The 23988-nt window shown below is 46.2% G+C and carries 25 protein-coding genes; 12 read left to right on the forward strand and 13 right to left on the reverse strand.

The genetic code is table 11. The features are described 5' to 3' along the window. Positions 1-82 precede the first annotated feature (82 nt). Both QJS83_RS06385 and QJS83_RS06390 read left to right on the forward strand, forming a co-directional pair. The gene (locus QJS83_RS06385) at positions 83-505 is read left to right on the forward strand and encodes a DUF3011 domain-containing protein (RefSeq protein WP_284608321.1); all 423 of its coding nucleotides are present in this window, start codon (positions 83-85) and stop codon (positions 503-505) included. Between the two features lie 123 nt (positions 506-628). After that, positions 629-1123, forward strand: a complete 495-nt coding sequence (locus QJS83_RS06390; RefSeq protein ID WP_284608322.1) for a YybH family protein — start codon at positions 629-631, stop codon at positions 1121-1123. A gap of 26 nt (positions 1124-1149) precedes the next feature. Here the strand turns inward: QJS83_RS06390 and QJS83_RS06395 are convergent, their stop codons facing one another. Continuing rightward, entirely contained in the window at positions 1150-2829 is a 1680-nt protein-coding gene (locus QJS83_RS06395) for a thioredoxin family protein (protein WP_284608323.1), read from the reverse strand. A gap of 237 nt (positions 2830-3066) precedes the next feature. Here QJS83_RS06395 and QJS83_RS06400 point away from each other — a divergent pair, with 237 nt between their 5' ends. After that, entirely contained in the window at positions 3067-4053 is a 987-nt protein-coding gene (locus QJS83_RS06400) for an extracellular solute-binding protein (RefSeq protein WP_284608324.1), read from the forward strand. A 2-nt stretch (positions 4054-4055) separates the two neighbouring features. Beyond that, complete coding sequence (locus QJS83_RS06405) at positions 4056-6254, forward strand: TonB-dependent receptor family protein (protein ID WP_284608325.1); 2199 nt, start codon at positions 4056-4058, stop codon at positions 6252-6254. A gap of 33 nt (positions 6255-6287) precedes the next feature. On the opposite strand, the gene QJS83_RS06410 is transcribed toward QJS83_RS06405, so the two are convergent. After that, on the reverse strand, positions 6288-7244 hold the full coding sequence (locus QJS83_RS06410) for a sterol desaturase family protein (protein ID WP_284608326.1): 957 nt from the start codon (positions 7242-7244) through the stop codon (positions 6288-6290). A gap of 144 nt (positions 7245-7388) precedes the next feature. Between QJS83_RS06410 and QJS83_RS06415 the strand changes: the two genes are divergently transcribed. Then, positions 7389-8690, forward strand: coding sequence for an imelysin family protein (locus tag QJS83_RS06415; protein ID WP_284608327.1), 1302 nt, complete (start codon positions 7389-7391; stop codon positions 8688-8690). Positions 8691-8876: 186 nt separating this feature from the next. Beyond that, a complete protein-coding gene (locus QJS83_RS06420; protein ID WP_284608328.1) occupies positions 8877-10292 on the forward strand; it encodes a lytic transglycosylase domain-containing protein in 1416 nt (471 codons plus the stop codon). On the opposite strand, the gene QJS83_RS06425 is transcribed toward QJS83_RS06420, so the two are convergent. Beyond that, the gene (locus QJS83_RS06425; RefSeq protein ID WP_284608329.1) at positions 10293-11912 is read right to left on the reverse strand and encodes a hypothetical protein; all 1620 of its coding nucleotides are present in this window, start codon (positions 11910-11912) and stop codon (positions 10293-10295) included. 192 nt (positions 11913-12104) lie between these two features. On the opposite strand from QJS83_RS06425, the gene lipB reads away from it, so the two are divergent. Further along, entirely contained in the window at positions 12105-12761 is a 657-nt protein-coding gene (gene lipB / locus QJS83_RS06430) for a lipoyl(octanoyl) transferase LipB (protein WP_284608330.1), read from the forward strand. A 35-nt stretch (positions 12762-12796) separates the two neighbouring features. Here the strand turns inward: lipB and QJS83_RS06435 are convergent, their stop codons facing one another. The 5 genes from QJS83_RS06435 to QJS83_RS06455 form a co-directional block, all read right to left on the reverse strand. Continuing rightward, complete coding sequence (locus QJS83_RS06435; RefSeq protein ID WP_284608331.1) at positions 12797-13231, reverse strand: DoxX family protein; 435 nt, start codon at positions 13229-13231, stop codon at positions 12797-12799. Positions 13232-13258: 27 nt separating this feature from the next. Beyond that, positions 13259-13678, reverse strand: coding sequence for a BLUF domain-containing protein (locus tag QJS83_RS06440; RefSeq protein WP_284608332.1), 420 nt, complete (start codon positions 13676-13678; stop codon positions 13259-13261). Positions 13679-13688: 10 nt separating this feature from the next. Then, the gene (locus tag QJS83_RS06445; RefSeq protein WP_284608333.1) at positions 13689-14093 is read right to left on the reverse strand and encodes a MaoC family dehydratase; all 405 of its coding nucleotides are present in this window, start codon (positions 14091-14093) and stop codon (positions 13689-13691) included. Between the two features lie 10 nt (positions 14094-14103). Beyond that, positions 14104-15420, reverse strand: a complete 1317-nt coding sequence (locus tag QJS83_RS06450) for a PhoH family protein (protein WP_284608334.1) — start codon at positions 15418-15420, stop codon at positions 14104-14106. A 122-nt stretch (positions 15421-15542) separates the two neighbouring features. Then, positions 15543-16052: a PilZ domain-containing protein gene (locus QJS83_RS06455; protein ID WP_284608335.1), complete on the reverse strand. Its 510-nt coding sequence runs from the start codon at positions 16050-16052 to the stop codon at positions 15543-15545. A 92-nt stretch (positions 16053-16144) separates the two neighbouring features. Between QJS83_RS06455 and tolA the strand changes: the two genes are divergently transcribed. Beyond that, on the forward strand, positions 16145-17026 hold the full coding sequence (gene tolA / locus QJS83_RS06460; protein ID WP_284608336.1) for a cell envelope integrity protein TolA: 882 nt from the start codon (positions 16145-16147) through the stop codon (positions 17024-17026). 17 nt (positions 17027-17043) lie between these two features. On the opposite strand, the gene QJS83_RS06465 is transcribed toward tolA, so the two are convergent. Both QJS83_RS06465 and msrB read right to left on the reverse strand, forming a co-directional pair. Then, positions 17044-18237 (reverse strand): exo-beta-N-acetylmuramidase NamZ family protein, encoded by a 1194-nt coding sequence (locus tag QJS83_RS06465; protein WP_284608337.1) that lies wholly within the window; start codon positions 18235-18237, stop codon positions 17044-17046. Positions 18238-18288: 51 nt separating this feature from the next. Continuing rightward, a complete protein-coding gene (gene msrB, locus QJS83_RS06470; protein ID WP_284608338.1) occupies positions 18289-18720 on the reverse strand; it encodes a peptide-methionine (R)-S-oxide reductase MsrB in 432 nt (143 codons plus the stop codon). Between the two features lie 86 nt (positions 18721-18806). Between msrB and QJS83_RS06475 the strand changes: the two genes are divergently transcribed. The 3 genes from QJS83_RS06475 (at position 18807) to QJS83_RS06485 (ending at position 21275) form a co-directional block, all read left to right on the forward strand. Then, positions 18807-19379: a porin family protein gene (locus QJS83_RS06475; RefSeq protein ID WP_284608339.1), complete on the forward strand. Its 573-nt coding sequence runs from the start codon at positions 18807-18809 to the stop codon at positions 19377-19379. A 9-nt stretch (positions 19380-19388) separates the two neighbouring features. Continuing rightward, positions 19389-20465, forward strand: a complete 1077-nt coding sequence (locus QJS83_RS06480; protein ID WP_284608340.1) for an aminopeptidase — start codon at positions 19389-19391, stop codon at positions 20463-20465. Positions 20466-20543: 78 nt separating this feature from the next. Beyond that, positions 20544-21275, forward strand: a complete 732-nt coding sequence (locus QJS83_RS06485) for a hypothetical protein (protein WP_284608341.1) — start codon at positions 20544-20546, stop codon at positions 21273-21275. Here the strand turns inward: QJS83_RS06485 and QJS83_RS06490 are convergent, their stop codons facing one another. Genes QJS83_RS06490 through QJS83_RS06500 form a run of 3 tightly spaced genes read right to left on the reverse strand, consistent with a single transcriptional unit; the run spans position 21276 to position 22882 of the window. Beyond that, on the reverse strand, positions 21276-21746 hold the full coding sequence (locus tag QJS83_RS06490; protein ID WP_284608343.1) for a hypothetical protein: 471 nt from the start codon (positions 21744-21746) through the stop codon (positions 21276-21278). 23 nt (positions 21747-21769) lie between these two features. Further along, a complete protein-coding gene (locus QJS83_RS06495; protein WP_284608344.1) occupies positions 21770-22222 on the reverse strand; it encodes a hypothetical protein in 453 nt (150 codons plus the stop codon). A 39-nt stretch (positions 22223-22261) separates the two neighbouring features. Beyond that, positions 22262-22882 carry an RNA polymerase sigma factor gene (locus QJS83_RS06500; protein ID WP_284608345.1) on the reverse strand — a complete coding sequence of 207 codons (621 nt, stop codon included), beginning with the start codon at positions 22880-22882 and terminating at the stop codon, positions 22262-22264. A 326-nt stretch (positions 22883-23208) separates the two neighbouring features. On the opposite strand from QJS83_RS06500, the gene QJS83_RS06505 reads away from it, so the two are divergent. Then, the gene (locus tag QJS83_RS06505; RefSeq protein ID WP_284608347.1) at positions 23209-23985 is read left to right on the forward strand and encodes a hypothetical protein; all 777 of its coding nucleotides are present in this window, start codon (positions 23209-23211) and stop codon (positions 23983-23985) included. Positions 23986-23988: the final 3 nt, after the last annotated feature.

Genomic DNA, 23988 nt, shown 5'->3' on the forward strand with positions numbered 1-23988 from the left:
GACATTTTTTGCGCACAGAAATTGCAGCATTTTTCTCTAAAATAGAAAGTAATGTCATAGTGACACTATTCTTGGGGGAAAAATGAAAAATCTCTTCATCGCACTTCTTGTTGTGATCGGTTTGGCACCATTGGCACAAGCCGACATCAATGACAGCATGAACCACTCTGAAATCATGGACGTTCGACCACGTCCTCGTCCTGAACCGTATCCAGGCAATCCGGGCCGCCCAGATCCATATCCTGGAAATCCCCGTCCAGAGCCGCGCCCCGATCCACGACCTTATCCACCGCCACACTATCGCTCCGAGTTTATAACATGTGGATCTTATAACTATCGCTACAACGAATGTTATATCAATCCTTACTACCTTTACCAAATCCGCGTGTACCAAGTTCACTCGTATGAGCCTTGCTATTGGGGTCAAACGACAGGTGCTTACAACGATCGGATTTGGGTGGACCGCGGATGCCGCGCCACTTTCGAGATCATTCGTTATTACTAAACATGTGAATGATTTTCCGCAAAGGCCTGTGGATTCACAGGCCTTTTTTTGTTTTTTCTAAAGCTCCATTGAAAGCCGCTCCTAAGTTCTCGAAAATTTTTAGTAACTCTAAAAGGAGAACATATGGCTTTACAAACATCACAACCTTCTGAAAAAAGACGCGTTCCTATGTCGAGCGAGGAGTCGGAAATTCGCGACGTCCTTGAGCGTTTTTCCGAAGCTTTGACAGCAAAAGACCTCGATAAAATCATGTCATTTTACTCAGAAGACGTTGTCGCTTTTGATGTGATGCCTCCGCTACAAATGGTCGGCAAAGAGGAATATCGCAAAGCATGGAATCATTATGTAACAGGAATGCAAGGCTCTTCGACTTATAAAATAAGAGACCTGCATGTTATCGCCGGCAACGATGTCGGTTACAGTCATTGCTTGAGTCACATGACAGGCACGACGAATGACGGTCAAAAAATAGATTGCTGGATGAGACAAACCAACTGTTTTAAGAGAATCAACGGGCAGTGGCTGATCACACACGAACAATATTCTGTGCCGATCGATCCTAAAACGGACAAAGCTCTTTGGAACCTCACACCGGAAAGCACTTCGGCTTCCCATTAAAAAAGGGGCTTTGCGGCCCCTTTCCTTTACAAACTCTTTTTCATTTCTTCAAGTGCCTGCGCCACCGATTTATATTTTTCGTTCTTGGCTTCCGGTAAAGCCAAAGCCTGTTCAATAGACTTTCTCGCAGCCTCTTTTTGATTTAATTCTTTTTGAATCTCAGCAAGAGTCTTCAAATAAAAGAAACGCAAATCCGCTCCGAGCTCGACCGCTTTTTCCGCCTCTGGCAGAGCTTTCGCATAGTCTTTTTGGCGTTTGTAATAGGAAGCCAGTCGCGCATGATATACGTAAGTATCCGGGTATTTTTCGACGAGTTTCAAAAGCCAATCGCCTTCTTCTTTCGTCAGCTCGGCTTTGCGAAAGTACGCCGCCGCTGTCATGATCTCACCGGGACGTTGCACCGTGAACGGATGTTTTTTCAGAAGAGCTTGCAATTTTCCCTGAATCTCCTTGGCTTCTGTATCTTTCTTCAGATATTTCGCGGAAGAAAACCATTGCGATAACAAGTCCACTTGTTCGAAAGGCGCATAGCTTGAAACACCCCAGTCCTTAAACAGAGCCACTGATTTCTCATTCGAAACAGCGACCTCAGACAGAATTTGAATATTTTTAGCAAGTTCGTTTTTCACGGATTCAGGAAAGGATTTTTCGTCCTTATAGATTTCCGCCCAGTCGTTGCGCGCAGAAATCGCCGTATAAGAGTTCGGATATTGCGCGATCCATTTCTGCAAAGTCGCAATGTATTTTTCTTTGTTCTTTGGATCTTCCTCGAACTTTTGCGCCCACAACATAATCTCAGCATTCGCGTATTCTTCGCTTGCTTCGCCCCGTTTCGCATACCACTTCACGGCCTCTTCGTACTGAAGGCTATTTGAAGCGTGCTCTGCCAATAACGAGATTGCGCTTTTATCCCCTTGCTCCGCTTTTTTCTGAAGATCGGCCATCGCGGTTTTTTGCAGCAAAGCTTGTTTCAATTCTTTCACCAAAAGATCCGCCGGTTTGAAATCCAGCATGCGGTACAATTCTTCGCCTTGCGCATTGAGGATCAATATCGTCGGGAGCGCTTTGATTTTGTATTTGTCGCCAAAGTCTTTGTTCTGCGCCAGATCGGCATTCAAAGCGAGCTTCACCAAAGATTTTGCGGCATTTTTAAAAGTCTTCGTATTAAACGTTTCTGTTTCATAGCGCACACACGCAGGACACCATGGAGCCCCGTAGTCGACGAAGACCAGCTTGTTTTCTTTTTTCGCCTTGGCCAATGCGGCGGCAAGGTCATTTTCAATAAAGCCATGTGCATTAAGATGTTCTTTCACCGACTTATTCTGTGTTGATGGTGTTAAGGAAGCTTTCGTCGCAGCGGCCTCGGTTTTAGCCGCCACTAATTTTCCGTTTTTAAGAACGTGATCGTATTTATGCTCTTCACAGACGGTTTTTTTATCGTCGCAAACATAAAAGCTGACCGAGAAGGTTTTGCCCCCAATCCCGTTAAGGTCGAAAGACATTTCCTTTTCTTCTTTTTTGAGAGGAGCGGACTCTTTATCCATGACTGTGAGGTGCGCGGGAGCCTCTTTATTAAAATGAAAACCGGGTGCGACCGAAGCCACAAGAATCTTCTTTTGTATGTTCAAGTTGACTTTCCCGTCGGAAAGACGAGCCAATGCCGAAACCGACGCAAAGAAAAGAGCCAAACTGACGACGATTTTCATAGAAGCCTCCAATGGGTAAGAACTTTATCAACATGCTCTTGCAACTCAACAACAACCTTGTCTTTTTTACGCGATTTTAAGGGGTTACCTGCTGAAGCGCACTCATTTTCGTTCTCAATACGTTTTCATCTTCAATCCTCTTTCATTTAGGCGCACAAAGCACGGAAAGGTTGTGTGCCCCTCTCAGATTGGGTATCTCCTGCTCTCGAAATCGAACACCCATAAAAGGAGTCTTACATGAAAATGCTTATCGCAGCTCTTCTTGTGTCTATGACTGTCGTAGCTCAAGCAGAAACTCTTACGATCTATACAGACCGTCCAACGGCTCGTCTTCAACCTATCGTTGACCAATTCAAAGCTGACAAAGGCGTTGAAGTGGTTGTTGTTGAAAAACCATACGCTGATATCGTGGCACAACTTGAAGCAGAAGGTGCAAACTCTCCTGCAGATCTTATTTTCACAAAAGACTTGGTTTTCCTTTCTGATTTGACGAACAAAGGTCTTTTGCAGCCTTTGACTTCCGCGGCTGTTAAATCTCGCGTTGCGCCTGCAATGAAAGATGCGAACGACCACTGGGTTGCTGTGACTTACAGAGCTCGTACTTTGGTTTATGACTCTTCTCGCGTGAATCCTTCTGAAATCTCTTCTTACGAAGATCTTGCAAATCCTAAATGGGCTGGCCGCGTGTGCATGAGAACTTCTAAAGGCACTTACAATGTGGCGTTGATCGCAAGTTTCGTTCACCACAAAGGTGAAACTACGGCGAAAAATATCGTAGCGGGTATCCTTGAAAACTTGGCAGTAGACGTTTACCCGAACGACACTGCAATGATGACGGCAATGGCTAACGGTATCTGTGACGTTGGTATTGCAAACACTTACTACCTTGCTGGTATGGTTCAACAAAACCCGAACTTCCCAGTCAAAGTTCTTTTCGCTAACCAAGACAGCACGGGCGCTCACGTGAACGGTTCTGGTATCGGTATCGCTAAGAACTCTCAAAATGCGGCATTGGCTCAAGACTTCATCTCTTTGATGTTGCAAGAACCTGCTCAATTGCACCTTTCTTCAAGCCACTTGGAATACCCTGCAGCTGTAGGCGTAACTCCAAACACTTTGATCAAAGATTGGGGCACATTTAAAGCAGACGCAACGAGCTGGTCTGTTATCGGTGAAAGCGTTCCTGCTGCAGTTCGCATCATCAAGGAACTTGATTACAAGTAATCATGACTAAGTTTTTCTCGACACTTATTTTAGTTTCACTCTTCGGCCTGAACTCTCAGGCCGAAGACGTTTCTGAGGTGGCAGCAAAAATGTCAGAACTCGGTCCCGTTAAGGTGATCGGCAGTTCTGAAGAAGAATTGTTGCAACCAAATTCCGCTCATTTCATCGACAAAGCCAAACTTGAACAGCAGCAACAAAGCGACGTGAACCGCGTCCTTAAACAGGTTCCCGGTGTTTACGTTCAAGAAGAAGATGGCTTTGGTTTAAGACCTAATATCGGATTGCGCGGCACTCATCCTCACCGCAGCCGTAAAGTCGTCATTCTGGAGGATGGAATTTTAATCGGTCCCGCTCCTTACTCGGCTCCTGCAGCCTACTACACTCCTTTTATGAGTAAGATTGAATCCCTTGAGGTGTTCAAAGGCGTGGCTTCTGTTCCTTACGGACCTAACTCTATCGGCGGAGCCATCAACTACATCACGCGCAGTCTTCCAAAAGAAAATCGTGCAGAAGTGGATCTTGCCGGCGGAACATTCAATACGCAAAAATATCGCGCCAATGTCGGCCGTGTGTGGGAACAAGGTGCTATCCTTATTGAAGGTACACATTTGCAAACAGACGGTTTTAAGAAGTTGGATAACGGTGCCAACACGGGCTTTAATAAAAACGATTTCCTTCTAAAGGGTGAACAGCGCTTAGGCGGTGATCGCCGTCATTCCATCGAATGGAAGATCGGCTACGGAACTGAGCTTTCTGACGAGACCTATCTTGGGTTGAGCGAAGATGATTTTTACAGTTCGCCGTACCGTCGTTACGCCGCTTCAGAGAACGATCTGATGGATTGGCAGCACGAGCAATATCAACTCACCTATAAAACTCAAGTACAAGAAAACTGGGGTTTATGGGCTACGGCTTATCACAATAAGTTTCATCGTGATTGGTCGCGCTTTAATAATTTTAGAAATACCACCATCGACGTGAATTCCGTTCTTAGAAATCCGTCGTCAGGTGCGAATCAAGGTTATTACAATATCATCACGGGGGCTGCGGATTCTTCAAGTCTGGGTACCAATGACGGTGATATCGTCATTACAAACAATGATCGTTACTTCTTCAGCCAAGGTGTGCAAACGGGTTCTTTCTCTGTGCACACAGTGGATTCTTGGACTCATCAAGTGAGTTTGGGACTTCGCCTGCATCAAGATCAGATTCGCCGTAATCATTCGGAAGATTTATTTTCGATGACTTCGGGTTCCCTTGTAAGAACAGCGGATCCTCGTAAAGCGACGAATAAAACACAGGACACTTCGCAAGTCGTTACTTTGACGGCGACGGATGAAATGTTGTGGAATGCTTGGAAATTTAATGCCTCCGGCCGTTTTGAGAGTGTGAGCTACAACTCCCAAAACGATCTTACGAACACGGAAACAAACGGAGATGAAAATCTTTTTGTTCCGGGCGCGGGAGCGCTTTACCAATTCAATGAGCGTTGGTCAGCTCTTGTGGGTGTTAATCGCGGCTTTACTGTTGTCGGTCCCGGCCAAACTCAAAGCGAAAAACCGGAAGAAAGCATCAACTACGAAACAGGTGTGCGTTACTCCAATGCCGATCACGAGTTCTTTGCCGAGGGTATCGCCTTTGTGGCGGACTATCAGAACATCAAAGGAACTTGTTCGTTCTCTTCCGGATGTACGGGCGGAAATCTCGATCAAGAGTTTGACGGCGGTAAAGCTTTGATTCGCGGTTTGGAAACAAGATTCGCGAAGGGTTTCATGTGGAAGAATATTTACATTCCAGTGAATTTCAATATGACTGTGACAAAGGCGGAATTCGCAGCCGACTCCAGCTCTTCCAACCCGGAATGGGGCCAAGGAGAGATTAAGTCTGGCGATCCTTTACCCTACGTTCCTGAAGCGCAATACAGCCTTGGGATCGGCACTCAGTACAAGAAATACAGCCAAGAAGTGATCGTTTCGTGGACTGGTAAAATGTACGACCAAACAGTGGCGCTAAATCGCCAGGAAATTCCTGCCTATGGCGTTGTCGATTGGACGATGAAATATCAGTACGACAAGGCGGGCTCCGTTTACGCTCGTGTTGATAATATCTTTGATCACGATTATCTCGTATCTTTGCGACCTTTCGGTGCTCGTCCGGGCAAAGCGCGCAGCTTGCTTGTCGGACTCAAACACTACTTCTAAATTCTAAGGGAGAAAAATTCGAGTTTTTCTCCCTCATTTTGAGGCAAATATCTTATTAAAGACCGCGATGAAGGGCGCTTTGTAGTGCTCCCAAAGCGAGGTATGAAAACGTTCGTTCAAACCGAATTTCAGTTTTTGCACGTCTTTAGAAAAAACCAACGAACCAAAAAGTCCGTCCCAGACCGCCAAACTCACACCAAAGTTTTTGTCATAGTGAACTGCATTTTTCGAATGGTGCACTTGATGTTGAATGGGACTGATCAACAGTCTCTCGAAAGGACCAAAGCTGAGCGGAATGTGGCTGTGGCGAAGGTTCGCTCCGACCAAGTTGAAAATAAAACCGAAGCCGTTAATCCCCAACAGCGTCCACAACGAAAAGCTTGAGCCAAACACGAAAATAAAAATGCCGATGGCCACACCTAAACTCAGGCTGTTACGCAAGATTGCTAAAATCGACTCCACAGGATGCGCCCGATAAAGAGTTACAGGTGTTAACACTCGCGCACTGTGATGCAGTTTATGGAATTCCCAGAGAAAAGGAATTTTATGCATCAACCAGTGGTGGAAAAAACGCAGGAAATCGTCCCACACAAAAACTCCCAACGTAAATACCAGCAAAAGAGAGTTATTAACGGGAATATCAAGCAAGTCTCCGCCGTTAAAACGCACGAGAAAGCGAATCACGGCTTGCGAAATATGAAAGCTGCCTTCGAATAAGGGGACGAACAAAAAGCTCTTAAAAAGGGCGTTGAGGAAATAAATCAGGTAATCCTGTTTCGTTGAGCGATTCCACCAGTATTTTTTGCGCAAAACCCAACGGCTGAGAAGTGTTTGAAAGGACAAGTTCTGACGTCGGCCAACGAGCCACAGAACGATGAAAACCAAGAGAAGACTTGAAATGATATTGACGTGATAAAGCCGCGACGTGGGTTCATCAAATTGGAACAGCAGTTTTTGCAGTCTTGTCCAGTTTTCCGGCTTTTCAAACATGCTAACTTGTTACCACACAAGCAGATTTTTCACACTCATCTTCCCTCTATCCTCAATGCGTTTTCAATTATACAGGGCCCTCCATGAAAACTTGTCATACCCGTCCCATTTCGGGCACAAAGAGGCCTCGGAAAGTGAGGTCCTATGCAGTCTAAATCCCTTGTTCTAAAGGCTTCTTTGGCGGTCGCAACCTGCCTTCTTACAGCCTCTTGCGCGGATTTCTTCCAAAGCGAAAAATCATCTCCGTCAGGCCCGGGAACTAACGGCACACAATCTGGCGGCGGTTCACTTCCTCCAGAATTCCAGAAACCCAACGAAGGCTCTTTTAGCGAGCAAAAGATGTTGATCAATATCGGAACGAATGTGATTGCTCGTGCTGTTGATAACTTCAATACGCAAGTTCCTGTTTTGAAAAATTCTTTGCGCCAGTATTGCGAGACTTTGGCAACAGGTGCTTCCGCTCGCCGTGAAGAGACGCAAGCCCAATTGGACTGGGAACGCGTGATGTTGGCTTTCCACGAGATCGAGGCCGCTCCATTCGGTCCGTTGATGGATAACGGCCGTTACTTGAACGACTACATGTATTCTTGGCCTTACCTCAATACTTGCGACATCGATAAAAAAGTTTTTGAACACTCGCAAACGCCTGTGACGGCCGACAGATTGCTTTTCAACGTTCGTGGTCTTTCCGCTCTTGAATATCTTTTGTTCGAGAAATCCTACAAGAGCACGTGCAACTTGCGCGCAAATCCCACGATGGCAGAGTGGAATGCCCGCAGCGAGCAACAAAAGAAACTGGATCGCTGTCAATGGGCTCAAGAACTTGTGAAAGACGTTCAGGCTAAGGCCCAAGACCTTCAATTCGCGTGGGCGATTGAATCCGGCAATTTCACAAAAACGATGATTGATGGTTCCCGCTACTCAAGCATGAAAGAATCCATCAATGCTTTGACGGACGCGTTGGCACATATCGAAAAATTGAAAGACACGAAACTAGGTAAACCGACAGCTCGTCACAAAGACTGCACGGAAGACAAATGCCCAAAAGATGTTGAGCATCTTTATTCTGGTTTGTCTTTGGCGTCCGCGGAAGCCCAGCTTAAAGGCTTTAAAGCGATCTTTACTGGAAGTTATTCCAACCAACCTGGCTTTGGCTTGGATGATTTGTTGATCCAATCAGGCCGCGCTGACGTGTCTGAAAAAGTAATCGCTGCTTTAGATCAAGCGTTGCGTTCTTTGCGAGCGGCACAAGACAACGGCACGTTGAAAGAGCAAGTGGAAGCTATGGATTCCGCTCTCTGCAAAGCGACGACAATGACGGATCGCAAAGTTGAGATTTGCGCTGTCCACGCGGATGTTCGCGAAGTCGCTTTCTTGCTGAAAACGGAAGTCCTTGCAGCCCTTGCGCTGCGAGCGCCACCGACTCACCAAGGTGATAACGACTAATTCAAAAAAGGGGCTGAAAAGCCCCTTTCTCATTTCTGCGCACTCCTGCAAATGTGAGCCTTTCTTTTCTCGATGCTAATTTTGTTGCCAGTGACGTTCTTTTAGACAGTGAGAGTTTCTCATTCGCAATAAACCGCATTTAAGGGGTTCCGAACCTAGCATCACTCTTGCTCTAACAAGAAGTGCATGAAGAGCTTGGGAATTTGGAATTTTCTTAAAAATATCGTCTCAAAAAGACACACTCGCGGCGTGGTCGTAACACTCACGACTTTGACGCTGCTTATTGGTCTTTTTAATTCGGCAAGCTTTCCCATCGTCGTTCAACAAATCAAAAAAATTCAGAGGGTGATCCTTGACGGTGTGATCTTCACTCGGGACCCTGACATCGTTTACCATCGCGAAGAAATTCTCAGTGATTATGAAGACAGAATCTCCGAACCCTTCACTATCTCGGAAGGCCTTCGTCCTCGCGTTGGTTTCTGGTTCGATATTTACACTCGCTATGATTCCAATAAAAAAGTCGTACATCATACGATGTATCCTTGGATTGTTTTTAAAGTTATTGATGTCACAAGCATCGTTAATGCAGAAATGCCAAAGGCCCGCTGGATGCGCAATCTGAAAGCGGAAGAGTTCGTGACTGACGAAGTTCAAAATATCCGCGAAGCTTTACGTGAACTTGCGCGCACTGGTGACGTAGACACAGAAAACGAATACCAGGTCGCTGTCGCCGAAGCTTTGGAAGGACTTGAAGGTTCGCTTAAAGAGAAAGCCAAAGACGCATTAAAGAACGTGCGCGTGCAGACGGGGCAAAAGAACTTCTTTGCGGAAGGTCTTGAGGTCAGTCCTCTTTATTTGAGTGGCATGGAAGAAATTTTCCGCAATCACAAACTTCCTGTGGAGCTCACTCGTTTGCCTTTTGTAGAAAGCAGCTTCAATCGCCACGCTGTCAGCAAAGTCGGCGCTTCCGGAATCTGGCAATTCATGGATTATACGGGAAAAAGCTTTATGACCGTGAATGAGCACATCGACGAACGCAATTCTCCTTTTAAGGCGACGGACGCAGCCGCTCGCTTGTTGAAAGAAAATCACATGATCCTGCACCGTTCATGGCCATTGGCGATCACGGCGTGGAATCACGGCCCTTCGGGAATCCGCCGCGCAATCAAGGCTGCCGACAGTAAAGAACTTGAAGAGATCATTGAAAACTATCAATCAAAAACTTTCGATTTTGCTTCTTCGAATTTCTATTGTGAATTCTTAGCGGCCCTTTACGCGGAGAAATATCACGACCAGATTTTTGAAGACCTTGAGTACGAAAAAACTTTGGATCTGCATACCGTGAAACTGGCGCGCGCTATCTCCGCTAAGGAACTTTTGCGTCGCAGTGGTTTGGCAAAAGAAGATTTTATTCTTTACAATCCGGATCTTAAAAAAGCCCTTGAGCGCAACACGTCGATTCCATCAGGATTTACATTGATGGTGGATACACCGGCGCGCCTGGTGCTCAAAAGCCTTCTTAAAAAAGAAGATCGCACAGCGGCTGATACGAAAGTCAGTCAAAGCGACATCTCCTTTAACTCGGATATTAGCAAAAACTAATTACTTCAAACACGAATAGAGAACTTCATAGTTTCCTGCGGGAAGCATTTGATCGAAAACCACGTTCAATCCCTGAACGGTGCGAGTTCCGTCATAGACTTGCCCGTCTTTCAAAACCAAAAGAGATCTCATTGAGTCAATCACCGGAGCACAGGACAAGGTGATCGACTTCAAGGTATTACGAACACCCTCCGCAATGCCCTGCACTTGAGCTGCATAATCCGTCGCGCACACGTCACCGATCACACCGCCTGTCAGTTTGGATATAGCCTCGTAACGGAATCCCGCTGAATAACCCTCACCACTGAGGCAGGCTTTGTCGCCAGGACGTGCGATGATCGAATGAAAGCTCATCGCCTTTTGGCCATTGAAACTGCTTTGGATAAACTTCACAAAGTTCGCGGGATCATTCTTAAGCCCATTCGCGGATTCATCTTCGTCTGAGATCAAAACGACCGCCAGTTGTGCGTCGGAACGGATAAAGTTCACGTTACCGCCGCTTGCAGCCAACGATCTTTCGACCGCTCGATAGGCTGTATAAATACCTTGCTCACTGCCGCTTCCCGTTTCAGAACGTTGTAATGTATTACCAAGGATCGTGCGCGCTTCACTGTCAGCGACAGAAGAATTTAAAATATAAGATCCTGTTCTGCCATAAAGAGGCACCAAACGACCGTCACCGAGCGTTTTGTTTTCAGGATCCGTTGTTGTCACGGCAATCTGCCAATCCAAGCCTTTCACGACATCCAAGAAATTGCGCACGCGTGAGGCCATGCTTTTTTGTTCATAGGCCATTGAGCCGGAGTTATCGATAACAAAAAGAATGTCTACTTTCTGGTACTCGTTTACTTTCACGTTTTGCGCCATCTGTTTATACAAAGAAGAAACTTTGAACGAAACGGACTTCTGAGAGGCCTGTCCCAGCTTGTCCTTTGCGGAAACGTTGAGTGTATAATCTCCACCGGCCATTTTCGGGAAGATGATTTTGTTTTGGCCTGCGGCACACGCTTTCGAAATCGGACCGAACTGACATGTGACTTCCGCCACCCCTGCGCCAGGATCCGTCACGGAAAAAACAATCTCAACATCGAGGCCTTCTTCAACGGGAGCCACAGGATATTTTGCAAAAACGATTTCAGGCCCCGTTTGATCGATGAAAATTCTTTTTACATAACATTCACTCGTGCGACCGTCATGATCACGAAACTGCACACTCACAGGGACATTCTGATTTGTTTTAGAACTCACCAAGCTGCGGCTGTCGGCATAGTTTTCCCAAACGCCGTCAGCGCAATTGTCATTCTCTGAGACCTTGGCATACGCAGAATGATAAGGAGGATAAAAATCGAGAAGGAGATTCGTTGAAGCCGTCAGCGTTTCGCCCTTATTGATTTCAAGACCATCGGGCGTTGAAGGCTGAGAAGGTGTCGATGGGTTTTCTTCATCTGGGTTGGTCGTGCCACCCCCGGATTGTCCACCATTTTCGGTCTCGGGATCTGTGACGACTTCAAAATCTTCGTTGTTCAGATTCGACGGAACTTCTTTGCCAGAGCCGCTGTCAAGACAGCCTGTCAAAGCCATCGTCGCCATCAAAATAAAGATCATCCCAAGATTTTTCATGCAGTATCCCTCTCTTGATTTCATTGTTGCCGGGTTTTCAGAGGGCTTTCAAATGAATCTCATTTTGAAATTTTTCTGTCCAAAGCGTTTACACCTTCAAAAACACTGCTGTCTAAAGTTTTGACCATAATTTCGGAACGACATTTTCGCAAAAGCGATGACATCGCGAAGGAAGAGTGGCAAAAGAAATTCATGGCGGATCTTATCTTTGAAGACTGGGGTTTGATTCCTTACGAAGAAGCCCTCGCAAAACAAACGACACTCGTTGAAAAAGTTCAGGAAGAGAACTCGCCTGGATACTTGATCTTTTGCTCCCATCCTCCCGTGGTTACGACAGGACGGGCCACTAAGCCTGGAGACATTTTTGCGTGGCAAGGCCCCGTTCTTGAGGTTTCTCGCGGAGGACGCGCCACTTATCATGGCCCGAGCCAGCTTATTGTTTATCCGATTTTAAATCTCACACATGAAAGAAAAGGACGGCAGTCGCGGGAAATCGTCGGTTATTTGAGAGCTTTTGAAGAAGCCATTGTCGACGTTCTTAAAACTTACAATGTCCAGGCGCAGGGCCGTTCGACTCACAGAAATCCGCAAACAGACAGCGAGGCAGACGAAACGGGAGTTTGGGTTGAAGATAAAAAACTCGCTTCGCTGGGAATCGCCGTACGCAAGTGGGTCACGTTTCATGGCGCCGCAATCAATCTGAAATACGACCCAGAGGCTTTTCAGGGACTTCATCCTTGCGGCTTTAGCACACAGACGATGGTGAGCTTGGAACAACTTCTTCAAGCTGATGTGAACGTTTTAAACTTTAAAGACAAGCTCCGCAGCCGATTGCTGGATGTTCTTTAAAAAATAAAAAAAAGGGGCTCTCGGCCCCTTTTTTTTTACATATTGTTTTTCTTTGTAAGTAAGTGATCCACCGACCACCTGCCCGCCCCGTGTAGGACAAAGAACAAAGCCGCGAAGAAGTACAACAAAGCCATTTCTTTTTTTGCAAAAGGATCCGCTGCGTGAACCGCAAAAGCGGCTACACCCATCGTAAAGACAACGAACGCGGCTGCGGGTCTCGTCAAGAAACCAATTGCCAGCAAAAGACCGCCAACGAATTCAGCCAAGCCAGCACTCCACGCAAACATCTCTGGCATCGGGAATCCTAAACTGGAAACACCCTGAACAAGCATTTCTGGAGGAGGAATTTTGCCAAGTCCGTGAGAGAACGCCATTGTCGCGCCGATAAAAACGCGCAACATCGCCAAAGCAAGATCATCTTGTTTCGTATTGTAGTTCTTTGCAGAAAGAAGTTTTTTAAACCAGTCCATGAATACTCCCCGGGCTTGTTGTGATTTTTATTTAAGATCGGGCGCGGAAGCGCGAAACTTTTCCAGCATAGGAATGATGTTGTTTTTGTCGTGCTTTTCGCAGGTATTGAAAAGATCCACCAACTCTTGTGTCGAATTGCTGGAGATATCACCGTCAACGAAAGCCATCGCCCAACTGCTAAAAAGACGCTTGTCGCTGGAGGTTTCAATCAACACTTTCAAAGTGTGATTACGATCGTCCATCATAATTTTACCAAGAATCTTTTTAACGCTTCTCTCGTCGCCTTCGAGAAGTTGCAGGAAGTAGCTTTCGCGGAAAATAAGAAGTCCCGTGACGCCTTCACTTGCATTGTTCTTGCGGGAGATATCGAGAATATCGCGGATATCAGTGTAACTGATATCCTCTGCCGCATGACTCATATATACAAGGTGGAAGGTTTTAGCCATAGACCTCTTTTTAAACAGTCATCATCATGATAACTGCTTCGCCTTTAACAACGATATCACCGTTCGGTTTCGTCGCGTTGGTTTCAACAGTTGCGATACCTTTTTCCTTACGAATGCCAGTCACTTTGATTGTGATATTGATCGTGTCGTCAATAAACACAGGATTTACGAATTTAAGAGATTGGCCCAAGTAAATACCGCCACGACCGATACCATCAACAAGAGCTCTGGAAATCAGAGCTCCCACGATCATGCCGTGGGCGATACGACGTTTGAAACGACTTTTGGAAGCGTACTCATCGTCAAGATGAATAGGATTATGGTCACCAGAAAGCTCTGCAAACTGACGAACCATTTTGTCTGTCACTTGCACAGTGATTGTTGCCGTATATCCTACATCAATTTCCTGAACCATTTTCTAACTCCTAAAGAATATTTGCTGCCAATTCGGCAAGCTCCGATCTTTCACCTTTCGTGAGAGTCACGTGAGCAGCAATAGGATGCCCTTTGAATCTCTCGACCGCGTAGGTCAGACCACTGTTTGCGGAATCCACGTAAGGATTATCGATCTGGTAAACGTCACCAGTCAGAATCACTTTCGTGCCGCGGCCTGCACGCGTAACGATGGTCTTGATTTCATGCGGAGTCAAGTTTTGTGCTTCGTCAACGATAAGGTACTGCTTCGGAATGCTGCGACCGCGAATGTACGTCAGCGGTTCGATATTCAACATGCCTTGATTGATCAGTTCCTGCGCGCGACCTGCTGCTTTTTTGTCCGCACCCATCAAGAACTCTACGTTATCAAAGATTGGTTGCATCCAGGGATTTAATTTTTGTTCTATGTCACCTGGCAAATATCCGATGTCACGGCCCATTGGGAAAATAGGACGAGAAACCAACAAGCGCTGGAATTGGCCTTGATCGAGAGTTTTATGCAAACCTGCCGCAATTGCGAGCAAAGTTTTACCCGTTCCGGCTTTACCAACCAAAGATACGAATAAAATCTCATCATTCAAAAGACAGTCCATCGCAAACGCCTGTTCGACATTTCTTGCGTGAATGCCCCAGATGGAATCCGCAGCCTGCATCAAGGGAACGATCGCTTTTTCAGCAAAGCTGTAACGGCCGATCGCCGAGTGATTCGGGTTTGCAGAGTCTTTCATGATCACATACTGATTCGCGTAAAGCTTCATGTCTGTGATGAAACGTTTTTCTTTGTAGAAAGAGTCGATTTGCTCTGGAGAAACCAAAATCTCTTGATAGCCTTCGTACAAATCATCGCGGTTGATATCGTTGGTTTCGTAGTCTTTCGCAACAACGCCGTAAACGTCTGCCTTGATACGCAAGTTGATATCTTTAGAGATCAACTCCACTTTGTAGCGTGGATGTTGTTTCTGCAAAGCCAGCGCCGTATTCAAAATACGGTTGTCCGCTTTTTGATGATCCAACTCGGAAGGCATACCTGCCAACATCAAGTCAGTGTTGATATAGACCATTGTTTCGGAGTTGTCGATTTGCACTCCGCTTGCCAAAGAACCTTTCGCACGAAGCACGTCGATGAAACGGCTGAATTGACGAGCGTTACGGCCATTCTCGCCTTGGTCTCTTTTGAATTTATCCACTTCCTCGATAACAGAGATTGGGATGTGAACGTCTGCTTCTCCAAAACGCAGGATCGCCTGGGCGTCGAAAAGAATCACATTCGTATCAACAACAATTTTTCTGCGCTTAGCTTTACTCAAAGGACAACCCTCCGTAGTTATGGTCCATGCAATCTCTCTGCATCCGCTGCAGAAGATCCACAGCTAAATTGCAACAAATTGCAGGACCAAAGTCCACGGAAAAGGGTCGCGAGAATTTGAAATTATGAGATATGGGAAACGAGTACGTCGCCAGCGTCTGTTTTCAAGCTCGCACTGACGTTTTCAATGAATTTTACAAAGTGATGAAGCGCTACATCATTCATAGTTCCCTTGACGAAACTAGCGCCATGACGAATCACACCTTCATCCTCAAGAGCACGACTGTTATTTACGCGAATTGTGAATGGAAAATATGTGGAGTGGTTAAGGTAAACACGCATCGCCACCTCATCACCTTGTGAAAAGCCACCTTCCATCAATTCCAAATCAAAAGCCATCCCGTTTTCAGAGATGTCATATAGAGCCGCTTTCAAAAGACCCTTCTCTGGAAGAACCACGAAAGCGCCCACGAATTCAGTTAAGATCGTTCTTTTAATTTCACGGCGATCGCGGCTCAAGATTTCCTGACGCGCTTCCGTGATATCAAGGACCTCCGCCCCCACCTCTTTTTTACCATTTTCCAAAGAATTCTGAGCTCTTAGGCGTGGCGTAATATCGAGAACTTTCCCCATTATTTCCCCCTGTGACTCATTTCTTATCGGCAAAAAATGTTTCAACTTTAGCCGTCTTGCACCTAAGTCCAGTTTCGTCTTATATTGAGACGATGCCAGTGATTCGCGCCGTTTTATTTAGCGTTCTCGTCCATTCTCTGCTGATCGGAGCGATCCTTTGGCTTGCACCTCTATTGCAAATTCCCAGCAAAGAGACGATTGAGGTGCAGTTGTTTCCCGAGGGGCAAATCCTCGAAGCGTTAACACCGAACAAACAACAGATCGTGCGACAGGCGTTGGTGCCGGAAAAAATGAAAGCTCCCGACGATGAAACATTGGCGCGTTTTCTTTCCGAACAAAAACAGAGAGTGCGCCAAGAGCAAAGAGCTGCGCAAAGCGGAATGACTTCCAATCGAGCCAATCAACCCGGGCCCGTCCAAGAGCAAAAGACACAGCCACAGCGACAGGCACAAAAACGTGCGCAAGAAAAAGTCGAAAAGGCGGATGACGGCTGGAAGGAAATGGATATCACGCAAGATCTTGCCGAGATGAATCGCTACAGCGATGGTCTTTCCACGATCGGCGAATCCATGCCACGCGATATGAAGGTCGGTTCGTTCACGGCGCTCAATACAGATCGCTACCTTTTTTATACATTCTATGCGCGCATGGAAGAGTTGATTCGCTATCGCTGGGAAAGCCGCGTGCAATCCGCCATCAACAGCTTTGACCGACCGACATTAGCGTTAGCCGGCAATCGCAACTGGATCACACACGTGGAATTTCTGTTGGATAAAAATGGCTATTTGCGTTCAGCGTTGATTATGAAAGAGTCAGGCATTCGTGCTTTCGACGCCGCTGCGATCAATGCTTTCAAAGAAGCCAAAGTCTTTCCAAATCCTCCGCAGGAAATGGTGCAAGACGATGGCTTCATCCACATCAAATTTTCCTTCACGGTCAACTACGCCCCACCGACCCTCGTAAACCGCAATTAAAAGGTACGGCCGTACCTCTAGTACAAGAGATATTTTTTACGTTCTTTTGCCCACGACTTTTCGTCTTTGCTTAACGCGGCGTCGAGATCTTTCGGCGTGGCTTTGGCGTTTTCAATCCAGTCTTTTAATGCTGGTCCGCCGTTAATCACGTCGAAAGCCAAACGATCACGCACATACTCGTAAGCAAAGTCGCGATAGATCGGATACTCGGGATGCATTTCGCGGATCACTTTCAACATCAGCGCCACAAGACGGAACGGTTTGAACTGCTCATGTTTGTAGCTTTTGCTGTCCGTGTGGAATTGAAAGCCATGGCAGAGTTTTCCGACGTGCTTGTGGAAGGTCGGTTCAAAATAACATTCACGCAACGTCACGCCCTTATGCCATTGCGGCGCTTTTTTCTTCATGCGTTTTAAAACTTCCGCGAAGTCGATATCAGAGGCGCCGATAATTTCCAAAGCTCGTGTCGTGCCGCGCGCCTCTGACAAGGTCGTGCCTTCAATCAAAACAGTTCCTGAATACGCGCGCGCCATATTCAAGGACGCCGCATTCGGAGAAGGATTCACCCACGCCCGCTTTGTATCCCAACCATAACCAGGAGCTTTATCCGGTGAATAGCCTTTCATCTTCACAACCTGAAGATCTAAGTCCATTTTGTAGTAATCTTTGAAGTACAGAGCCAACTCTCCCACCGTAAGACCGTGGCGCATAGGAATGGGAGCCGCGCCCACAAAAGATTCCCAGCCCGGAAGCATTTTAAAACCTTCGATCGGTCGTCCCGCCGGATTCGGGCGGTCCAACACGATAACGGTTTTGCCAAGCTTCGCGCACTCTTCCATGACGTAAAGCAAAGTAGTGATGAAGGTGTAAATACGGCAGCCCAAGTCCTGCAAATCAAAAAGCAAGACATCAAAGTGCTCCATCATTTCTTTTGTCGGACGGCGCACTTCCCCGTAAAGACTGAAAATGGGAATCTTCAAAACAGGATCGACGAAGTCGGGACTTTCAATCATGTTGTCTTGCTTATCCCCACGCACCCCATGCTGAGGCCCGAAAGCGCAAGAGAGTTTTATTTTTTTAGAAAGCAGATCCAAACTGTGTTGAAGATTCTCATCGACACTCGCCGGATGACAAACGATTCCGACTCTTTTGTTTTTCAATGACTTAAGAAGTTTGGAATTCTCTAAAAAGACTTCGATACCGAGCTTCATGTTGCAACGTCCTTGTTAAAGGAAAATTGTAAACAGACCGCGAAGGCCTGTCTATGTCTTTGCGTTGCTATCTTTTTTAGGAATAAATCGCAGCGAAGCCGAGTTGATACAGTAACGTAGACCCGTCGGCGGAGGACCATCATCAAAGACATGGCCCAAGTGCGAATTGGATTGTTTTGCGCGAACTTCAATACGGGTCATGCCATGACCGTAATCGGGGATCTCGACAATCTCCTGCTGGGAAATAGGTTTTGTAAAACTCGGCCAACCGCTGCCCGATTCGAATTTATCTTCGCTGGAAAAAAGCGGAACCCCGGAAATAGCGTCGACATAAATTCCCGGCTCCTTATGGTTCCAATAGGCATTGTGGAAAGGACGCTCGGTGCCGCTTTCAACCATGATATGGTATTGCTCTGGAGTCAGAAGTTTTTTAAGCTCGTTCTCGTCTTCAGGTAATCCGCATTTTAGTGTTTTCTCAGCCATACTTTAGTTTTATAAGGTCTAGCTTCTTTAGTCCAGACATTGCCAGAATTGTGTCACTCGTCAAACAGCCTTGCTAAGATGAAAGAATGAAGAAATTCTCCGCATTTATCGTTTTGGCTCTTTTGGTGACTTCCGCTTCTCCTGCTCATGCGCTTTATACCGAATTAGGTCTATCTTACGGAAGAAAAACAACAACTTTCGACGAGAACAACTCCTTTGATTCTGAATCTGTTACGGGCTCTCTGTCTTTTTATTTCCTTGAGCGTTTGGCTTTAGAGCTGAGCTACACGGACGCAAAAGGTTTGCGCAAAGAAAAAGCCAGTCCCGCTGATGCCCAACGTACGACAAAACAGAAATCGCAAATTATCGGCGCCGACCTCATTCTGACTTTTGCCGATAGAAAGTCCTTGTTTCAACCTTACATCAAAGCCGGCGGAGCTCAAATCGCGCGCTTTCAAGAAGTAAAGATCGAAGGTCAGGACACGTACACCTTAGAACCGGAAAACGCGACCGTCCCAAGTTATGGTGCCGGTTTAAAAATTCAAATGACAGAGACTCTGGGAATTAAACTGAGTTATGACGTTTGGAAAACACCAATCGGTGACGGCATGCAAACGGATGACTCTTCGATTCGCGCCGGCATCACTTGGGTATTATAATAGGATTTCGTGAAATCAATATACCACCTGCTTATTCTTTGTCTTTGCGCTTCCCTTCTGAGCGCGTGCCAGATCAGCTATCTGGTGAAGTCTGGCTATAATCAGATGAAGCTGCTCAGTCAGCGCGTGCCAATCGAAGAAGCCTTGAAAGATCCGCAGATTTCCGAAACTGATAAAAACAAACTGCGTTTAGCGCAAGAGGCGCGCAAGTTCGCGGAAAAAGATCTTCATCTTAAGCCGACAAAAAACTATTCCTCGTTCGTGCAGCTGGACCGTCCTTACGTGACTTATGTGGTGAGTGCAGCCCCGCGCTGGGAACTGAAACATTATCAGTGGTCTTATCCGTTCGTTGGAAAAATGCCGTACAAAGGCTACTTCAACGAAAACGACGCCCGCGAAGAAGAAAAAGATCTGCAACAAAGCGAAAATCTGGACACCTACATGCGAGGTGTGTCGGCTTACAGCACGTTGGGATATTTTAATGATCCGCTTTTAAGCTCGATGCTTCGTTATGACGATTACGATCTTGTGAATACGATTATTCACGAAACGGTTCATGCGACTCTTTACATAAAACATGCGGCGGACTTTAACGAGCGTCTCGCGACTTTTCTGGGCAATAAGGGAGCCGAGCAGTTTTATCTTAAAAAAGAAGGTCCTGACTCGAAAACTCTTTTACAGCTCAGAAAAGAAAATGACGATGCCAAAGCTTTTTCGAAGTTTATTTCGACAGAGTTGGCCGCTCTTGAAAAATGGTACAAAGATCTTCCCGCAGACGACCGCTCTGAAGACAAACGGATGGAGCGCATCCGCCAAATTCAGGAAAAATTCACGACGGAACTTCAGCCGCATTTACAAACCGACAATCACAAAAAGTTTCCCGAGCTGAAACTCAACAACGCTCGTCTTCTGGTTTACAAAACCTATATGCAAGACCTCAGTGACTTTCAAACTCTTTATGAACTGTTGGGGTCCGATTACAGCCGCTTTATTGAAAACTGCAAAGCGCTCGAAAAAGCCCCAGATCCGACAGCCGCTTTGAAACAAATGATTGTCGACATCACCAAGCAAGCGCAACAAAAGTAGTTTCGATCTTTCTGTCGAACAGCCAGTCCTGTAGACTTCCGCTTTAAAAATCATTATCCTTTTTTGCGGAGGAACATCATGCTTAAGTACTTTTTTCTCATCCTGCCCTCGCTTCTTCTTACAAACTGCAGCACCATCTCTGTCGACGAAAGCAAAGTTAAAAATCTGAACAACATCGGGATAGTTTCGGTTCTCGACGACAAAGCTACGCTGAAGTATCAAGGCACGACTGTTTTTACGAACAAAGAATATACGACGAACACAGCTTCGTGGGACGTGAATAAGGTTATGACGGAGAAAGTAAACGCAGAACTTTCCCAGCTTGGCAAAAAAACCGTCGCTGTCCAATTAGACGCACGGAAAATTCAATCTGCGAAAGAAGATGCTTTGCGCCTGAAGAATCTTTACCTAGGAAATCGCTATCAGGTTTTGCAGCAATACGTTTTGTCCGAAGCGGAAAAGCAAGGTGCCGAACACATCCTTGTCATCCATCCGACTTTGAACGACAACTTTCCGGTACACAAAGCAGGATACGGTTTTCTTTGCCAATCTCCGATGGGAAAAAAAGGCGATCTTGAAGGCTACACTATGATCGGCGCCGAAATGTGGAACGTGAAACAAAGAGAACTCGAAGCCCGCGTGACTATTTCCCCTGAAGACGCCGGATTTAAAACAGGAAAGACGTGCGCGGAAGCCTCTAAACTTTCCGCGGAAAAAATGGCGGCTCAGTACAAAGAACAAATGACCGCTTTGATTCAAAAAGCGGCGACTCTGATCGTGAACAGAGCCGGCTTCACACAAACTAAGTAATTATTTTTCTTCGATAAGCTTCGGTTGCGGCAAAGCCGTCTTGGGACTCTTTGTCGCTTCGGGATTCGCCAGCATAGTTTTGATCCGATTGGTAAGATCCTGTTTGATTTGCAGATACTGCACCATGCGCTCCGGCCCCAAAAGAGTTTTTAACTTATCAAACTCTTCTTCATTCAAACGACCGTAACTTTGCAATGACTTGCGATACTGCGCGAGTTCATCCTCTTTCGCTTTTTTCGTTGTCGCTTTGTTCATCTTTTCCAAGGAACTTTGCAAAGAATGATTAATATCCGCTTTCTTCGAGTTCAGAGTTTGCACGATTTCCGCGAATTTCTTTTCCTCGATGGGATTGAGCTTCAGCTCATCACTCATCTTCCAAATAAGAAGTTCTTCAAGTTGATTGCGTTTTTCTGCAGCTTGAGAAAAGCCGCAGAAAGAAATTAGAAGTAGAATAGCAAGAATACAGCGCACGCGTTTCACCCGAAAATGGGTGACTAGCGTCCGCTCTCACCCATGATTTTATTGAATTTAGATACAGATAAATTTTCGAATGATTCGCGAGCTACGTCCATAAAAAAGTCAGATTCGCTCTGCGTGCTGATTAAAGTCTGGGACAGGTCCTCTGGGGACAAGAGAGCCTCGCTAACAATACGCTCATGACCATCGCTCAGCAATCCTGCTCTTTGCATAGACTGGTTTACTTTTGACACCTGAGTCAGGAGAAGTGAAGCGAATACAAAAACCGACATCACACCGCCTGCCGGATAAAGCCATCCTCTCCAATGAGCGCGCAAAAGATTTCGCGGTGTCATAAGCATAGGAGCTGGTGCGATTTCAGTTTGTTCGACCTCTGCCATGATCTTGTCGTGAAGACGATCAAAGAAATCGTCATTCATCGGAAGTTCAAGATCGTCAGAGGCCTTCAGACCTTGCCGCACCTTATCCATTCGATTCATTTCATTTCTCGGGTCCATGCGATCCATTGATTATCCTTCTGCTTCCGCAAATCTTTGGTTCACTTCCAAAAAGAAACCGCCTACTTCTTCCGTCCAATTCTTGAGCTCCGCTTGTTGCTCAAAGGTTTGGCGCAGTTTCATGAGAGCGTGGCGGTAATTCGCCTTCGCCGTGTCGTATGGACACTCCATGATATCAGCGATCTCGTTAAAGCTGAGGTCTTCGTAAACTCGAAGTACCAACGCTGTTTTTTGTTTAAATGGCAATTTCTCCACTTCTTTGTGAAGGATATCGGCAACCGCTGTATGCACGAGAGTGCTTTCTGCTTCTGCATCGACAGCCAACTGCACATCATCGATATCTACGGTCTCCCTTTTCCATTCCCTGATTTTATTCCTGGCAGTATTCACTGCGATTTGGAACAACCAGCTTTTGAAAGAGGCACGACCTTCAAAGGAGTTCAGCTTTTCGTAAGCTTTGATGAACGCTTCTTGCGTTACATCCTCCGCCGTATCCATGTCCTTCACAAACCTCAAACTCAGCCGTAGCACACTTCTCTGATGTCGTTTCACGAGTTCGGAAAAAGCTCTTCTGTCTCCAGACTTCACTTTTTCAACCAGTTCAAGATCCGTAACGTTTAGATCTCTCTCCATAATATGACTCGCTTCTGTCTAAATTCGGTTAACGTTCTGAATTTTTTTCCCAGAAGAGCCATTCTGCCCCCCTCAGCCCCCGGTAAATTCGCCCCCAAACCCGCGGTGCCTACATGCTTTCATTAGTGCAACGATGATGCCGGGATCTCGAGAGTCAAAATGGCTCTAAATATATGATATTTCTTAGGAATTACGCATTTTGTTATAACACGTATTAGCAAAACTTATGGGCCCGGGCGAAGGTCCAGGGGGGTATTTGTATAAAAAGATTTCCACTCCGGAGGCGGCCCATTTTGTCTATATATAGACTCTGCTAAAACCTCGGCATGACAAAAATTTTGATTCTAATTCTTGCCTCACTCTTGATGACCACCGCGACCCTCGCCCGCACCTTGCCGGCAGAGGCGCAGCTGCCCTCCTTGATGCTCGATCAGAAAGATGCGTTGTTTTACGAAGAAGGCGTGATCCCGGCGGGCTCGGAAAGTTCTTTGTGTGGGCCGACGACAGCAGTGAACTGGCTTCAGCTTGAATCTTTGCAGCAGACTTACGATAAAACGCAACTCGTCGATCTGATTAAAGAGATCGGATCTGTTTTGCGCGGCAAACACATTGAGATCAATCGCGGATTGATTGAACCCGATTTGCTTGCTTTTCTTCAGCTGCTTTATAAAAAACTGAATATCAAAAAAGAATTCGTCGTGAAGGGTCGCTACCACAAAGACGTGCCCCTTTCCGAAGAAGAGCTCTGGAATGACCGTGTGCAAATTCTGCTTTTGAATTACACCGAGATTCGCTCCATGTCAGAAGGTCCGCACGGCCGAGGGCGCCCTCCCGGAAGAAACATTCCTTTGCCTGATGATTTGATTCCGCAAGGGCCTTTGGTTCGCGGCAATCACTTCGTTTTGAAAGTTTATGCGGATCGCGAGCAAGGTGTGCTCGGTTTGATCGATCCCGAAACGCCGGGACAATATACATTACTCAAAGTCGGAACAAGCGAAGGTTCTGTAACGACTGTTCGTCCCTATTCGCGCCGGGATTTTCCAAGATTTGCTTTTGGAATTCCTTTGCGTTGGTCGATTCTCAGTATCATCGAAGAAAAATAGGCT

The organism is Bdellovibrio sp. 22V (assembly GCF_030169785.1).
Lineage (GTDB): Bacteria > Bdellovibrionota > Bdellovibrionia > Bdellovibrionales > Bdellovibrionaceae > Bdellovibrio.